This is a genomic window from Neorhizobium sp. T7_12 (assembly GCF_002968535.1).
Classification (GTDB): Bacteria; Pseudomonadota; Alphaproteobacteria; order Rhizobiales; family Rhizobiaceae; genus Neorhizobium; species Neorhizobium tomejilense.
In genome coordinates this window covers 82,556-96,687 of the sequence record NZ_PVBK01000014.1, presented here as the reverse complement: position 1 = coordinate 96,687, position 14,132 = coordinate 82,556, and the positions used below count along the sequence as shown (strand labels likewise).

The following is a 14,132-nucleotide window of genomic DNA, read 5'->3' as shown; positions in this document are numbered from 1 at the left end:
GATCAGCTCGCAATATCCAAAAGGGCCTTCATCATATCATCGACCGTCGACATGAGCTTGGCGCCGGCCTTGTAGGACTGCTCGATATCGAGAAGCAGGGACAGTTCCTCGTCGAGGCTGACGCCCGTGTTGCTGGAGAACGCCTCAAGACTGCGCGACAGCATGGCCGTCTTCGTCTCGTCTGCGGCGGTCGCCGTGCTGCGAAGCTGCTCGAGCCAGCCCATGGAGTCGGCGGCAAAAGAGAGGACGTCCGGCGCATCGGCGATTTCCGTGTCCGTATCGAAGGCCATCGGGCTAGCCAGGTTCTGGTTGTACTTGTCGAGGAGGTCCCCGTAGCTGCTGCCGCCGGTGTTGACGACGTAGGTCAGGCCGTTGATGCCACCGTCGCGCACCTTGTCGGGCGTACCTGCCGGGGGAACGACTACCGGATTGACGAAGATCTTGGAGGCGAGGCCCGGAACGATCGTCCCGGCAGGGGGAATGGCCGTCTGCTGGACGCCTGCGCCATCCTTGTATGTAAAGAGGCCGGTCTGCGGGAGCAGTGCGCCGGTCGGTCCGGTTTCCGCAAACGAGGTGATGAGACCCCGGGCGATTTCGTCGAGCTGGCTCTGGAAGGTCGGCGCGATCTTGTCGCGAATCTGCATATGCGCCTGGAGCGAGCCCTTGGCGGTCGTATTGCCCGAATCCCCGGCCTTGAGCGCCACGCCGTCGATATAGACGCCGTTGCCGGTCGTCGATGCGTCGAAGGCTGCGGTATACTGGAATGTTACCTTGCGCGGCACCGCCTCGAACAGCGTCGTGCCGTCCGTGGTGTAGAGCACCATGTCGTTGCCGCCGCGGGTATAGGACGTGACCCCGACGATTTCGGAGATCTTCTTGACGAGGCCGTCGCGCTCATCGAGAGAGTCGTTCGGATCCGCGCCGCTGGAGACCGCGTTCTTGACCTGGTTGTTGACGGTCTCGAACTTCGCAAGCAGAGCGTTCAGATCGGTGACATTCTGCTTGATCTGATCGTCCGCATCCTTGCGGATCTGCTGAAGCTTGTCGGAGGCGATGTTAAGGCCGGCCGCGACGTCCCGGGCGCTTGAAATGAAGGCGATGCCGATGCCGGTATCGTTCGCCTTTCCGGCAAATGCATCGAGGCTGTTGCGGAAGGTGGCAATCAGCTTGGCGGGGGAGAGCTCGTTGTCGTTCCCCCCCATCAGGTTCTTGATCTCGGTGAGACCGTCCAGCACCGTCCGCTGGCCGCTGGCGATCGATGAACTTGCGATCGTCTGGCGCAGCAGCGGTTCGCTGAAGGATCGTGTAATGTCGCCGATTATGGCCCCGTTGCCGCCGGTCACGACCATTGCGGATCGGCGGGTGTAATCGGGGTTCTGTGCATTAGCGATGTTCTTCGCCGATACAGCCGACTGCGTGCCGGAGTTGGTGAAGATCGACTGTGCCGTAGACAATGCTGATGCGAGCGACATTTTTTACTAACCTCTTGAGACTTATTCTCTCGATCGTCGGTCCGATTATCTCTTCAGATTGATCAGGACGTCCATCAGGTCGGAACCGGTCTGGAAGACCTTGGAGTTCGCGGTATAGACACGCTGCGATTCGATCATTTCCGTCAGCTCGCTGGCGATATCGACGTTGGAGCTTTCAAGCGCGCCGGAATAGATCTGGCCGAAGGCGCCAGCCTGCGGGAAGCCGATGGTGACGACGCCCGAGTCGTTGGTCGGCAGGTAGACGTTGCCGTTCTGCGGAAGCAGATTGTCGATGCTCGGGACCGTTGCGAGGGCAACCTGGTAGATCGGGCGACGACCGCCATCCTGATAGACCGCCGTGACCAGGCCGTCGCCGCCGATTTCGACGTCGGTGATCGGGCTCGGCGCATTGCCGTCGATGATGCCCTTGCCCGGGGTAAAGGCGGTCGCAAACTGCGTCATATCCGAGAGGTCGATCTCGATCGACTGTGCAGGGGTAGCGCCATCGGTCAAGTCGGTAAAAGTGATGGACTTGTCGGAACCGGTCGCCGGAGGACCAGCAGCATAGGGGGCAGCCTGGAGTTTGTTGGTATTCGGATCGAATGCCAGATTCGCCGTCTCCTGCACCAGATTGGCAGCTGGAACCCCCACGTAAGGGAAGCCGCCATTCGTGGACTGATCCTGACGGTAGACCGTGACTTCCCACTGGTTGTTGGCAGTCTTGGTATAGTAGAAGTCGTAGAGAACTTTCGCGCCGGCATGATCGTAAGCAGTCAGCGAGCTCTTGTTGGTGATGACGCTGCCGGCAACGTTGTCGCTCGGCCTGCTGCCAGCGGGAACGATAGCCGCTCCCTTGTCCAGGTTGGCCGGGAAGCTGCCTGCGGTCGACGGCGAGGACACCATGCCGAAGTCGTTGATGTTGATTTCTTCGAGACCGTTGAAGCCGTTGACGACGGCGGCCGGCGGGTTCGTGCCGTAGGGATAACCCATCAGGTTGAAACCGGCAGTGTTCTTGAGGAAGCCCGTCGCGTCCTTCACGAAGGCACCGGCGCGGGTCAGGTAAGGCGTACCGTTCGGATCGCTGACGATGAAGAAGCCTTCGCCCTGGATGGCGAGGTCCGTCGACGACGTGGTGTACTGAATGCCACCCTGGTCTGCGATGCTGTAGCGGACGTTGGTTTCGACACCGCCGGATGAATACGACCCTTGAGTCGAGGGCAGAACCAGCGTGGAGAACGCCGTGGAAGAACGCTTGTAACCGACGGTGCTCGAATTCGCGATGTTATCGCCGACGGTACCGAGACGGTTTGCCTGAGCGTTCATGCCCGAGACGGCCGTTTTCATCGTGCCGAAAATACTCATAGGAAAATCTCCTTTTTGTCTGATGGAGAGAGTAAGTGGCGGGCCTTGCGTGAAGCTGTCTGCTTACGGTTCCCGCCGAAAATTTGCGGCAAGGCCCTGTTAAGAAATCAGCTCCAGTCGATGCAATAACCAAGGAAACGCTTGGAATCGACCGGATCGAAGCCGAGCTTCTTGCGCAGCTTCTTGCGCAGCTTGCTGATATGGCTTTCGACGACGTTCTCTTCGACTTCCTCGTCGAAGATGCCGTAGATGGCGTTGAAGATCTGGGTCTTGGAAACGCGGCGACCGCGATTGGAGACTAGGTATTCGAGGATGCGGCGCTCGCGGCGCGGCAACGCGAAGACGTCGCCGTCGATTTCCGGATCGCGACCGTCGGAGAATACCCGGATCGAACCGATGTCGGTGAAATTCGAGATCGCCTTCAGCCGGCGACGGATCGCAGCGGCACGCGCCAGGATCTCGCGGGGATGGATGGGCTTGCGCACCACGTCGTCCACGCCGCTGTCGAAGAAGGCGAGGGTCGCCTCCAGGGAGGGCTGATCGCTGACCGCGATCACCGGTGCCATGGACCGGTCCCGGATGGCCCGCGGCAGTTCGAGCGTACGCTCGCCCTGGCCGATCAGGAAGGCTTCGACCGCGGCAATATCCGAGTCAGCCGCCGTACTCACCCATTCGCCAAATTCTTTTGGATCGAACCCCTGGGAAGGAATTCCTTCACGTCCAAAAAGAGATGTGTAACCGTCTTTCACGAGCTCACGCTCATCAACCACTACGATCATTCGTCCGCCTCCGAATCACTTGTGGTGCTTCAATATGTCTATGGGTACGAATCGGCGGAATCCGAGACAAGCTGTGTGAAGTTAACCAAACAAATTAACAGTTGATTAATAACTGCACCGCGATTTGCACTAGATATAGTGGGTGCGCCAAATTCGGACACAAATTTCCGGTGGAAAAATTAACGCCTCATAAAAGAAGGCTTGCATGGCCATTTTTGCCATAAATGCAAACCACTGCAATTTTGCGATTCTTTATTTCGGCGATTCAACTAGTGATTGTCTAACTGGCGCAGAACCGGGAAGCGTTGGAAGTCCACTCTCCGTAGCCTGTGGCGACGAGATTGCTGATCACCCGGCAGACATATTGCTTCTGGGCGGGATTGTTGTTCGGTCCGGCGTGGTATCGTGCCACCGCCATCGTCCAGGTCTCGTGTTTGTCGTGCAGGTTCCGGAGGAACTTTGCGGCGTATTCCACATTGCGTTTCGGATCGAACATCTCTTCCGGCGAGGAGAAATTTTCGCCGTGGAAATGGTGATTGATCTGCATGCAGCCGATATCGATGAGCTTCCTGCCCTGCCGTTTGGCGTCGTAAAAGGTCGTCATCGCCGCCTGCTGCGAGGGAGGAAAATAGGCTTTGCCCTCGACATTCATGGCATAGGCGCTGAGGCTGCCCTTGCGGCCGGTCTCGGTGAGACCGACCGAATAGAGGATGCCTTCCGGTACGCCATATCTCGCCGCAGCAGCCTGTATTTCCCGCTCGCAGACCCCGGAACTCAAAGGCGCGCTGGCCTTCGGTGCGTTGTATGCGGGCGCTCTGACAGGCGTGCGCGGCGCAGCTGGAGCCCTGCTGGGAGGCGTGGCGGGCGCAGCAGCGCCCTGCTGCGCTCCCCAACCTCCGGAACTGAAGAGCGATCCGGCGTCGGCGTCAGAGATAGAGCTGACCAGGACGAGCGCCACCAGGAGCGGTACCAGCCACATTGTCCGATGCCGCGTCATTTGCGTTCCTCGTTCCCTGATCTGCTCCCTGGCGCTCCCCATTCTGCTGCTGGCCGCGGCCGGCAGCCTGGCCCTGACGCCCGCCCTCGGCCATGGCCTGCTGGCCGCTCTGGCCGGGTTGCCCCTGCTGGCTGCTGGCACCGTCGGAATCCACCGTCGGCGCGATGCTGATGGTCACCTGCTCGACCGCGAAGCCCTGGGCACGCAGCGCATCCAGGATGCCGCCGCTGTCTTCGCTGAGCTGGCGATAGGCCGCTCGGGTCTCGACGGTCAGATGAACATTGAGTTCTTCGCCGTGAAGCCGCAGCGTGGCCGTCACCGCGCCGAGATCGTGTGGGTTCAACTGTAGCTTCAGCGTATTCACCACCGTGCCGGTGCTGCTCTGCGCCGCCGCATTCGAGAGTGCCGAACTCGGGCTCATGGCGCCCGCCCAATCGGCATCTCCCGACAGCATCGCCGTGAGATTGGCGCCGTTCGAATTCGGCGCGAGCCCGAGGAAACGGCGTGCGTCGAGCACGGTGATGTTTTCGGCGGCACCGCCCGACGACGATCTGAATTCCGCCGTGCTGCGCTCGCCCCGGCCACCGACTGCCATATCGACGTGCTGGTCGGTACGCGCATTGCTGAAACGGAAGACACGCGTGCCGGGAGCACTTCGGTCCGCGTCCACCGGCGTCGATAGCGGGTCCGCTTCCGCGCCGCCGGCGCCTGCGTGCTTGGCATCCTTCAGGTCAAGGGCATCGACTTCGCGCCCTTCGTCATCCTCACCCTTGGTTCGCTTGTTCTGCTGCCCGGGTGCATTCTTCGATACCATCGCATTGATGGCGCCGGTTGCCTCGCCGCTCGTCAAAAGCGACAGCATGTCAGTGATCTTGGCATCGTCTGCGGCCAGCATAGAGACGTCGGGATCTTCGCCGCGCTCGGCCTCGCCCTCCGCGTCCTTCTCGGATCTTGCGGCGCGCTTGCCCTGAACCTCGTCCGACTTCCGCGCGACGGCTTTCGCGGCCTCGAGGGCCTCGCGAAGCTTCCTTTCGGCGGGGGTCATCTGCTTTTCTTTGGGCTCGTTCACCGACGCCTGCTTCAGGGCAGCGGCGGGATCTTCCGTCTCCTCGACCGGGCGGCGGAGGGATTGCGGCTTGATGTCGATGATCGGCTTTGGTTTGCCCTGTTTCACGTCGCCAGCCATGCGTTCTTCCGCAGAAGACGCGCGGGCGTCCTCATCCGGCACGTCGTCGGCATTAGCCGAAGCCGCATCGCGGTCAAAACCGGAAAGAGCGTCGGAGAAGCCGCCGGCTGAACCGTCGGCACCTTTGCGACCGGCAACGCCCTGCTTCGTAGACGAAGCCGCGTCGGCTGCGCCAGTCTTACCACCACCAAGAATGTCAGTAATCATTTGGAAGCGTTCTCCTCCTTCAGCATTTCGTCGATAGCATTCAATTTCGAACGACCGCTATCGACGAATGTCTGGAAGGCCGGATCGAATTTGGCAGCGGTGCCGGCCATCGGACGTTCCGTGGCGGAGGCAGGCCCAGCGATCTCATTCCTGGGCAACGCGACTGGAGATTTCGCGTCTTCTGTATTGGTCACTTTGATAGCTTTATCTTGTGCGAGGCTGTCGACTGTAGGCCGGCTAACGACTTGCTCCGCCACCACTTTTGCGGCCTGCCGCAAAGCACGGTCACGCGGCGAAAGTGTTTCCTCGGGAACGTCGGTTATCGCCTGAATGGCCTGCCCGATGTCCTTCGTCGGGATATTGGCAAATCCGCCGTAAAGCTTCGCGAGCGCCTCGGGCGTCGGAGTTTTGGCAAGCGCTTCGGCCTTTGCGGAGGCGAGACGCGCGAGATCGTTCTTGCCGGCGATCGCAGCCGAACGCGCGATGCGCAGGAAAATCTCACGGCGCCGGTCGGCGTCCATGAATTCCAGCGCTCCGTCGATATCGTCCTCGGTGATCTCACCGAAATGGCCAACAGCCAACTGTACGAAGAAATCCGCAAACTGGCTGGCGTAAGGCGAATGGATGAAACGCCGCGCGTATTTCCGCGAATAGGAGAGCGCCGGCGCCACCATATTGGCATCGACGGTGATCGCCACCGATCGACGCAGCGCGGCTTCCTCGATGATCGTGCCAGGCGCCGTCAAGCGTGCCCAGTCATAAAAAACCAAGGCGCCCTTCGGATCCTTGGCGACCAAAACGTTTCCGCTGACGAGCGAAAGGTAGGGACCGATCTTCTCGTCCCGGTATTCCTTGGCCATTTCGCTGAGGCTTTTTTCGATCAAAGTTCCGCGGCCGCCGAGGTATTTTCTCAGCCCGTCGGCAACGCGGTTATCGAAATTGCCGGCGACATCGCGCGAGGCGAGAAATTCGAGCGTAGCGGGATTGCCGCCGCTCATGGCGTAGATCAGCGCCGCGTCGACATTGCGCGGATCTTCGAAGATGGACGGGGGGGCCGTCCGCAGGCGCTGGTCGATCGTCCCCAGCATGAAGCGCTGCATTTCCGCCGCCGAATGATCGCCGAGCACGACGGAATCCTGCACGAATTGCAGGGACCGAAGCATCGCATAGGGCGCAAGGTCCGTACGATCCTGAGCCGATGCCGCAGGCGCGAATGCGACCCCTAAAACGAGGCCGGCCGCAATCAAGGACTTTATGCCCACAGCCATCACTATCCCTCGTCCGCCTCGAGCAGGATTTCGATACGCCGGTTTGCGGCTGCGAGCGGATCGTCCGCCACCTGGAGACGCCTGTCGGCGAAGCCGGAAACCTGCTTGATGCGATCTTCCGCCAGGCCGCCATGCACCAGCATGTAATAGGCGCTGTGAGCACGGGACATGGAAAGGCGCCAGTTGTCGTTCTCGGTACCCTTGAACTGACGGCCGTCCGTATGTCCGCGCAGGACGATGCTGCCCTTTCGATCCTTGAGGATCTGGCCGATCTTCTCCATCGCCAGCACCATTTCGCGACGCGGCACAGCCGAACCGATGTTGAACATCGGATCATCCGCCTGGTCGGAGATCGACACCAGCAGACCGCCTTCGGCAGGCGTCACGACGAGACCTTCCGCGAGCTTGCCGGCGATACCGGAAATCTGCTGCTGGATTTCCTTCTTCAGCTCTTCCGCAGCCTTCAGTTCGGCCTGCTCTTCCGCTTTCGCACCGTCTTCCGGCTTTTGTCCGTTGAGGTTGGCAGGCTTCGTCGCCTGCGCATCCGAGGCCGTCTGCGGTTTATCCATCTGCGTCGGGTCGGGACGCGGGATGGGGACGGGAATGGCAACAGCCATCTGGGTCTGCTGCAGTTGCGTGTTGGCTTCCGTAGATTGCGGCGCCTGCTGGTATTGCGGCGCCTGCCCCATCTGGGCGAGCGGATCGTCGCTCGCCGTGGTCTTCACAGCCTGCTCGGGTCCTTCGGCGCGCGACATCTGCATCTGCCTGGTCCAGAAGTCCGGATCGAAGGGGTCGCGGTAGGCCTGGCCGCCGTCGGCACCGGTCGCGGGGCCGGAATCGCTGGCACCGCCCTCGCCCTTGGCGCTGACATTCGCCTGCTGGCCCACTTGCTGAGCGATCTCGGCAAGAACGGAATAGGGGTTTTCGAAGAAATCCGCCTCGGAGTAATTGGGTTCGTCACCTGACGTCGAGGTCATGTCCTCGCCGGTCGCCGCCGCAGAGCCCTGAACGTTGCCCTCCGCCTTGACCTTCGACTTCTCGCCGTTTTCCTGGCCCTCGGCCGCATCGACCGGCTTTTCCAATCCCTTCGAGGCCGGAGTCTCGTCGGAAAGCTTGATCGGGTTGAAATAACTCGCCATCGAGGCTTTCGTCTCCTCGTTGGCGGCATTGACCAGCCACATGACGAGGAAGAACGCCATCATCGCGGTCATGAAGTCGGCATAGGCGATCTTCCAGGCGCCGCCATGGACGCCGTCGTCGTGTGCGCCGCCATGTCGCTTGACGATGACGACCTCGTTCTTGCCGTGGTGATGGTTTTCGCCTTCGCTCATCCCAATACCTTCTTCAGACTCGCCAGCCATGCGGACATCCGGGTCACAAGGGCGCTCTCGCCGATGTCGACCGCAATATCCAAGTCAGGCGCTTCGATGTGGCGCAGGAGTGGGGTGGGCTCTCCAAGCGCAGTTTTCAGTTTTTCGAACAGATGCAGGGGGCCACGGACGGTCAAGGTCCCGACGTCGCCCTCGAGTATTGCGCTGCGGATGATATCCGCCATATCGGAGATCGCCTTGGCGACGAGCGCTTCGTCGAGAAGAGGCGACAGAATCCTTGCCGTCTGATCGCTGACCGCCTGCGCCGTCAATCCGGCAATGCCCTCAAGTCCGGCCGCGATCATCGCAGCCGCTTCGGTTTCATATTTTTCGCGCAGCGCCGCCATCTCTTCCGCATGCGCGGTCAGAAGCGCCTGCCGCTCTTCATCAAAACGCTGTTGAAGCTCCCCGGACGCCGCGTCATGGCCTTTCGCATAAGCGTCGGCGCGTTCGGCTTCGATATCGACAGGCTCCTCGACAACAGTGGGAAATGCCGGATCGTCTTCGAAGCCATCGCCGAAACCATCGGCCAGCAAGGGCAGTGGTGGGGCCTGCGGCTCACTGAAATCCTTCAGGTAGCGGGCGAGCGAGGCACTCATCGAGCGTCCCCCTGCCCTGCCGTCGCCTTTCGTTCGAGGCTCGTCATGAGCCTCCCGAAAGCGCAAATCGTCACCGCTGCAATCATCGTATCATCCCGACAAGGTTGCCATTCGTTTGTCCCCGGCGACACAAGACACTTCGCCGGACTTTAGCGGGACGGTAGGAAGTTAAACTTGCGCGAGGATGAAGGGCAGCGGCCGAGTGATCGGCGCCGCGCAGTCTTAACCCTGCCGGAACAACTGCAGGATGTTTTCGGCGTTGGTGTTGGCGATCTGGAGCGACTGGATGCCGAGCTGCTGCTGAGTCTGCAACGCCTTCAATCGTGTCGATTCTTCGTTCATGTCCGCATCGACCAGTCGGCCGACACCCTTGTCGATCACGTCGGTCAGGGAAGCGACGAAGCTTTCCTGCAGATCGATGCGCTTCTGGATTGAGCCAAGGCTCGAAGCGGCGCTCGTCATCGCCAGAAGCTGTTTGTCGAGGAAACGCTCCATCATATCAAGCACCGCGTCAGTGTTCGGCGCGGAGCCCGGGACCATCGTGTTCATCTTTACGACGAGGTCGTTCAGTTTGTTGATGTCGACCGTGGTGACCGACATCCCAAGTTTTCGGTTATTGAGATTGTTCGCCGCGGTCACAACGAAATAATATTTTGTCGTGCCGTCGTCGTGAGCAGGGGTCGTTACCGCCGGTGCCGTAGCCGGATCGGTCGTCGTCACCTGAGCCCACTTGCCTTCCCCGACCTTCAGATAAAAATTGCCGCCGACAGCATAGATGCTCGTGTCGATTGTATTCGTATCCGCGCCCAACGCCATCAATTGGCTTTCGGCGAGAACCGAGACCGCGTAGGACGCGCTCGTTGAACCCATCGTGCCGTTGGAGGTGATCATGTCGACGGCGACTTCGCTCTCGGCGACGAACTTCACGGACGAGTCCAAGATGCCGAGATTGCCGCCGTTGAGATCGAAAAGGACCGTCTTGGAATCAAGCGTATAATCGACGGTCTTAACCGCGACGTCACCGGAGGCGGTGCGGGTGAACGACGCAACCACCTGTTTGACGACCGGTCTTTCCTGAGCGTTGGTACCGCCGTCGCTGATATAGTCCTGAAGCCAGTTCTCGCCGGAGAAGGTCGCCGAGTCCGAGATGCTCTTCAGCTGTTCCTGGAGCTGGGCGATTTCTTCCTGGATCTTGCCGCGATTGGAGCCGACGCCGTAAGCCGCAACGATTTTGGATTTGATCTCGACAACGGTGTCGATCGCGCTTTCCATTGCCGTGTAGGCTGTGTCCACCTTGGCGGCGCCGAGGCCAAGCGCATCCTGGATGGTCGAGAGCGCATGATTGTCGGAACGCATCGTGGTTGCGATCGACCAGTAGGCGGCATTGTCCGCGGCTGTCTGGACACGCATGCCCGAGGAAACCCGCGCCTGAGTGATTTCCATGTTGCGATCGATCGAGCGCAACGTCTGCAGTGCAGCCATAGCGGCGGGATTGGTCAAGATGCTGGTCATCGGCCGTGCCTCGGTCAATTGGTCTGGAAATCCGGAGTACTTGACCGGAAACGACGAGAGGCATCATGCGTACCGCCACTCAGCATCACAGATGCGGGCGGTCTGTCGTTCTTAACAAATCGTTAAATCGACAGTTATCAAACCCGGTTGAGGATTGGCAAGAAGTTAATGAAGTCTTAACGGCCTATCCGACAACGGTGCAGGTTTCGCGCAAGCCACGCCCCAAAACGCGAAAAACCGCGCCTCTTTCGAGACGCGGTCTTCTTTCCAGAATATTTGCTATCACGTCAGCAGAGCAGGACGAAACCGCTCCTAGCCTAGAGCGCCGCTTACTGACGGAAGAGCGACAGAATATTCTCGGAACTGGTATTGGCGATCGAGAGCGACTGGATCGCGAGTTGCTGCTGGGTTTGTAGGGCCTTGAGCCTGGTCGACTCTTCGCTCATGTCCGCATCCACCAGTCGGCCGATGCCGCTGTCGATGGAGTCGGTCAGCTTGGAGACGAAAGCTTCCTGCATGTCGATGCGCTTGTTGATCGACCCGAGTTTTGCCGTTGCGCTGATGAGCTTTTCGAGCTGACCATCGACGAACGAGTTGAGAGCGGCCATGAGATCGGCGTCATTGGCCTTGGTTCCCATCCCGAGATAGCTGACACCGTTCGAGTTGCGATAGTCATCGAGCTTGGTGATGTCCAGTTCGGAGATGGAGATGTTGGAGGCGTACTTGATGCCTGCGGTTACCGCTGCACTGACCGAGAAATCGTATCCCTTGGTGGTGTAAACCGCGTCGATGTAGGCGCCGCCGACCTTGATGAGGTAGGTTCCGCCGGTGCCGGACGTATAGATGCCGTTGGTGTCGCCCTTCATGTAGACGCCGCCGCCGACATCCTTCCAGAGCGCGTCCGTTGCGTAAAACGCGGCAGTGTTGATCTTGCCGAAGTAATCCTTGTGGTTGGTCGTGCCATCGTCAAAGTCGATCGCCCGGAAGCCATTGAAGGAATTGCCGTCGAGCAGGCCGCCGTGGCCACCGCTCAAGTCGAACAGGACGTTCGTTTCGTTCAGAATGACATCCACCGATTTGACGGCAACGTTGCCATCAGGATCGCGGATGAACGAGCTCACAACCTGTTTGACGACCGGGCTGACCGCGTAGATTACGCCCGTGGTGGGGTTGGAGGCGCCGCCGACTTCGGCCTGCAGCCAGTTTTCACCGGAGAACGAAGCAGAAGAAGTGATGCTCTTCAACTGGTCCTGCAGCTGCGAGATTTCTGCCTGGATCTTCGTCTTGTCGACGCCGGCTTCCGAGGCGGTAACGAGCTTGTTCTTGATTTCCTTTACGACGTCGACAACGCTTTCCATTGCGGAATAGGCGGTATCAACCTTGGCGGCGCCGAGACCGAGGGCGTCCTGAACTGCGGAAAGAGCGCCGTTGTCGGAACGCATGGTGGTCGCGATCGACCAGTAGGCAGCGTTGTCGGAAGCAGTGCCGACGCGCAGACCGGTAGAAACCCGGTCCTGAGTAGTCTGCATCTGGCCGTCGATGTTACGGAGAGTCTGGAGAGCAGCCATAGCTGCGATATTGGTAAGAATGCTGGTCATTTTGGTTTGCCCCTTGAATGGCTAGATGGAAGGGACATTTCCGGGATTACACCGGTGAACGTTGGCTTGGCCTGATGCCTGTTAACCTTTTCTTCGTCTTGGTTAACCCATCGTTTCGATGAGCTCAGTTAAGGTGGAAATGGTTAACAAAGGTTAAATGGAATTTACGAAAGTTAACAAAAACTACCGGGACATAAAAAAAGCCGCGCCCCAAAAGGGCGCGGCTTCTTTGTGCCGAATGACGCGTCTTACTAGCGGAAGAGCGACAGGATGTTCTGCGAGTCGGAGTTGGCAATCGAGAGCGACTGGATCGCCAGCTGCTGCTGGGTCTGCAGGGCCTTGAGCCTGGTCGACTCCTCGTTCATGTCCGCATCCACCAGTCGGCCGACACCCTTGTCGATCGAGTCGGTGAGCTTGGAGACGAAGTCGGACTGCATCTCGAGCCGCTTCGCAACGGCGCCGAGCTTGGCCGCCCCACTGTTCATCGCTTCCAGCTGACCGTCCACGAATGAGGTCAGTGCCGCCATGATATCTTCATCGGTCGCTTTGGTGCCGAGGCCGAGATAGCTGACACCGCTGGAGTCGCGATAGTCTTCGAGCTTGGTGATGTCGAGGTCGGAAACAGAGATGTCCGAAGCGTACTTGATGCCGCCCGTTGCAGTCGCACCAGCCGAGAAGTCGTAACCCTTGGTCGTGTAGACCGCGTCGATGTAAGCGCCGCCGACCTTGATCATGTAGGTGCCGTTGGAGCCCGAAGAGTAGACGCCGTTGGTGTCGCCGCGCATGAAGACGCCGCCGCCGATGTCCTTCCAGACGGAGTTGGTCGCATAATACGACGACGTGTTGATCTTGCCGAAGTATTCCTTCTGGTTGGTCGTGCCGTCGTCGAACTTGATGGCGCGGTAACCGTTGAGGGCGTTGCTGTCGAGCAGACCGCCGTGGCCGCCGCTCAAGTCGAACAGGACGTTGGTTTCGTCGAGAACAACGTTGATGGACTTGACCGTGACATTGCCCTCGGCATCACGGATGAACGAACCGACGAGCTGCTTGGTGAGTTCGCTGGCGGCGTAGATGATGCCGGTGGTGGCGCTCTGCGAGCCGCCGATTTCGGCCTGCAGCCAGTTTTCGCCGGAGAACGAAGCGGAAGAAGCGATGCTCTTCAGCTGGCTCTGCAGCTGGGTGATTTCTTCCTGGACCTTGGACTTGTCGACGCCCGGTTCGGAAGCGGCAACCAGCTTGTTCTTGATTTCGGTGACGACGTCGATCGCCGATTCCATGGCGGAATAGGCAGTGTCGACCTTGGCGGCGCCGAGGCCGAGAGCGTCCTGAACTGCGGAAAGAGCGCCGTTGTCGGAACGCATGGTGGTCGCGATCGACCAGTAGGCAGCGTTGTCGGAAGCAGTGCCGACGCGCAGACCCGACGAAACTCGGCTCTGCGTGGATTCCATATCGGTTGCGATACCGCGCAGCGTCTGCAGAGCAGACATAGCTGCAATGTTGGTAAGAATGCTTGTCATTTTAGGTGCCCCTTGAGTGGCTGATTACGAAAAGGGACATTCCGGATTTCACCGGGAACAGCGGGCAGCATCATGCTTGTTAACCATTTAATTTTCTTGGTTAACTCACCGTTTCGATGCTGTTAGGTAACCGCAATATGGTTAATGAATATTGAAGCTGATCGGGAAATTGAGAAAAGCGATTAGGAAATTAAAAAAGCCGCGCCCGAATTCGGACGCGGCTCTTTTTTAAGTCCATGGCGTGGTCAGCCTCCGCGCCATTTTC

General features: G+C 59.5%; 11 protein-coding genes. All 11 read right to left on the bottom strand.

Annotation, left to right across the window (positions count from 1 at the left end):
• Window positions 1–2 precede the first annotated feature (2 nt).
• Entirely contained in the window at window positions 3–1,472 is a 1,470-nt protein-coding gene (gene flgK / locus C5J26_RS24195) for a flagellar hook-associated protein FlgK (protein WP_105404101.1), read from the bottom strand.
• 45 nt (window positions 1,473–1,517) lie between these two features.
• Window positions 1,518–2,834 carry a flagellar hook protein FlgE gene (locus C5J26_RS24190; RefSeq protein ID WP_105404100.1) on the bottom strand — a complete coding sequence of 439 codons (1,317 nt, stop codon included), beginning with the start codon at window positions 2,832–2,834 and terminating at the stop codon, window positions 1,518–1,520.
• Between the two features lie 107 nt (window positions 2,835–2,941).
• A complete protein-coding gene (rem, locus tag C5J26_RS24185) occupies window positions 2,942–3,613 on the bottom strand; it encodes a transcriptional activator Rem (protein ID WP_038539784.1) in 672 nt (223 codons plus the stop codon).
• 280 nt (window positions 3,614–3,893) lie between these two features.
• On the bottom strand, window positions 3,894–4,391 hold the full coding sequence (locus C5J26_RS24180) for a transglycosylase SLT domain-containing protein (RefSeq protein ID WP_105404099.1): 498 nt from the start codon (window positions 4,389–4,391) through the stop codon (window positions 3,894–3,896).
• A gap of 148 nt (window positions 4,392–4,539) precedes the next feature.
• Window positions 4,540–6,003 (bottom strand): flagellar hook-length control protein FliK, encoded by a 1,464-nt coding sequence (locus C5J26_RS24175; RefSeq protein WP_105404098.1) that lies wholly within the window; start codon window positions 6,001–6,003, stop codon window positions 4,540–4,542.
• Window positions 6,000–7,271: a chemotaxis protein MotC gene (motC, locus tag C5J26_RS24170; RefSeq protein ID WP_105404097.1), complete on the bottom strand. Its 1,272-nt coding sequence runs from the start codon at window positions 7,269–7,271 to the stop codon at window positions 6,000–6,002. Before motC ends, C5J26_RS24175 begins: the two co-directional genes overlap by 4 nt.
• 2 nt (window positions 7,272–7,273) lie before the next feature.
• Window positions 7,274–8,602: a MotB family protein gene (locus C5J26_RS24165; RefSeq protein ID WP_105404096.1), complete on the bottom strand. Its 1,329-nt coding sequence runs from the start codon at window positions 8,600–8,602 to the stop codon at window positions 7,274–7,276.
• Window positions 8,599–9,177, bottom strand: coding sequence for a hypothetical protein (locus C5J26_RS24160; RefSeq protein ID WP_371681947.1), 579 nt, complete (start codon window positions 9,175–9,177; stop codon window positions 8,599–8,601). Before C5J26_RS24160 ends, C5J26_RS24165 begins: the two co-directional genes overlap by 4 nt.
• A gap of 285 nt (window positions 9,178–9,462) precedes the next feature.
• Complete coding sequence (locus C5J26_RS24155) at window positions 9,463–10,752, bottom strand: flagellin (protein ID WP_105404094.1); 1,290 nt, start codon at window positions 10,750–10,752, stop codon at window positions 9,463–9,465.
• Between the two features lie 329 nt (window positions 10,753–11,081).
• Window positions 11,082–12,350: a flagellin gene (locus C5J26_RS24150; protein ID WP_105404093.1), complete on the bottom strand. Its 1,269-nt coding sequence runs from the start codon at window positions 12,348–12,350 to the stop codon at window positions 11,082–11,084.
• Window positions 12,351–12,601: 251 nt separating this feature from the next.
• Window positions 12,602–13,867, bottom strand: a complete 1,266-nt coding sequence (locus C5J26_RS33615; RefSeq protein ID WP_105404092.1) for a flagellin — start codon at window positions 13,865–13,867, stop codon at window positions 12,602–12,604.
• Window positions 13,868–14,132: the final 265 nt, after the last annotated feature.

Coding starts and splice junctions, on each gene's coding strand:
- flgK (WP_105404101.1), bottom strand. CDS start 1,472: ATGTCGCTCGCATCAGCATTGTCTACGGCACAGTCGATCTTCACCAAC.
- C5J26_RS24190 (WP_105404100.1), bottom strand. CDS start 2,834: ATGAGTATTTTCGGCACGATGAAAACGGCCGTCTCGGGCATGAACGCT.
- rem (WP_038539784.1), bottom strand. CDS start 3,613: ATGATCGTAGTGGTTGATGAGCGTGAGCTCGTGAAAGACGGTTACACA.
- C5J26_RS24175 (WP_105404098.1), bottom strand. CDS start 6,003: ATGATTACTGACATTCTTGGTGGTGGTAAGACTGGCGCAGCCGACGCG.
- motC (WP_105404097.1), bottom strand. CDS start 7,271: ATGGCTGTGGGCATAAAGTCCTTGATTGCGGCCGGCCTCGTTTTAGGG.
- C5J26_RS24165 (WP_105404096.1), bottom strand. CDS start 8,602: ATGAGCGAAGGCGAAAACCATCACCACGGCAAGAACGAGGTCGTCATC.
- C5J26_RS24155 (WP_105404094.1), bottom strand. CDS start 10,752: ATGACCAGCATCTTGACCAATCCCGCCGCTATGGCTGCACTGCAGACG.
- C5J26_RS24150 (WP_105404093.1), bottom strand. CDS start 12,350: ATGACCAGCATTCTTACCAATATCGCAGCTATGGCTGCTCTCCAGACT.
- C5J26_RS33615 (WP_105404092.1), bottom strand. CDS start 13,867: ATGACAAGCATTCTTACCAACATTGCAGCTATGTCTGCTCTGCAGACG.